Consider the following 750-nt stretch of genomic DNA (forward strand, 5'->3'; position numbering starts at 1 on the left):
TTCGGGGTGTCCGTCAACACCTACGGGGTCAACGACCTGGTCGAGGCGGTGGACTCGGCGAGCGACGCGGCGGTCTCCGCACTGGTCAAGGAGTACGCCGACACCTACCGGCTCGCCCCCGAACTCGCCCTCGGGGCCGACCGGCACGACTCGCTGCGCTACGCCGCCCGGATCGAGCTCGGCCTGCGCTCCTTCCTCGACGACGGCGGCTTCGGGGCCTTCACCACCAACTTCGAGGACCTCGGCGGGCTGCGCCAGCTGCCGGGCCTCGCCGTGCAGCGGTTGATGGCCGACGGCTACGGCTTCGGCGGTGAGGGCGACTGGAAGACGGCGACCCTGCTCGCCACCGTCAAGGCGATGGGCGCCGGACTGCCCGGCGGCACCAGCTTCATGGAGGACTACACCTACCACCTCGTACCCGGTGCCGACATGGGCGACCGCTTCCGGCTGGTCGCCAACACCATCGAGGTCGTCCCGCCCGCCGAGCCGCTGCCCGCGCTCCCCGTCGCCCGCGCCGTCTGGCGCCCCGAACCGGACCTGCGCACCTCCACCGAGGCCTGGCTCACCGCGGGCGGCCCGCACCACACGGTGCTGTCCACCGCGATCGGCCCCGAAGAACTCACCGACCTCGCCGACATCCTCACCACCGAACTCCTCCTCATCGACAACGACACCACCCTGCGCCGCTTCACCCAGGAGATCCGCTGGAACCAGGCCTACTACCGACTCGCACGCGGCCTCTGACCCAAC

The 750-nt window shown here is 71.2% G+C and carries 1 protein-coding gene; it reads left to right on the forward strand.

The annotated features are described in order from the left end of the window. A partial coding sequence (locus IH54_RS0138830; RefSeq protein ID WP_031526376.1) for an arabinose isomerase occupies positions 1-744 on the forward strand: 744 nt, incomplete at its 5' end. Positions 745-750 lie beyond the last annotated feature (6 nt).

The organism is Streptomyces sp. NRRL F-5123, assembly GCF_000721495.1.
Taxonomy (GTDB): domain Bacteria; phylum Actinomycetota; class Actinomycetes; order Streptomycetales; family Streptomycetaceae; genus Actinacidiphila.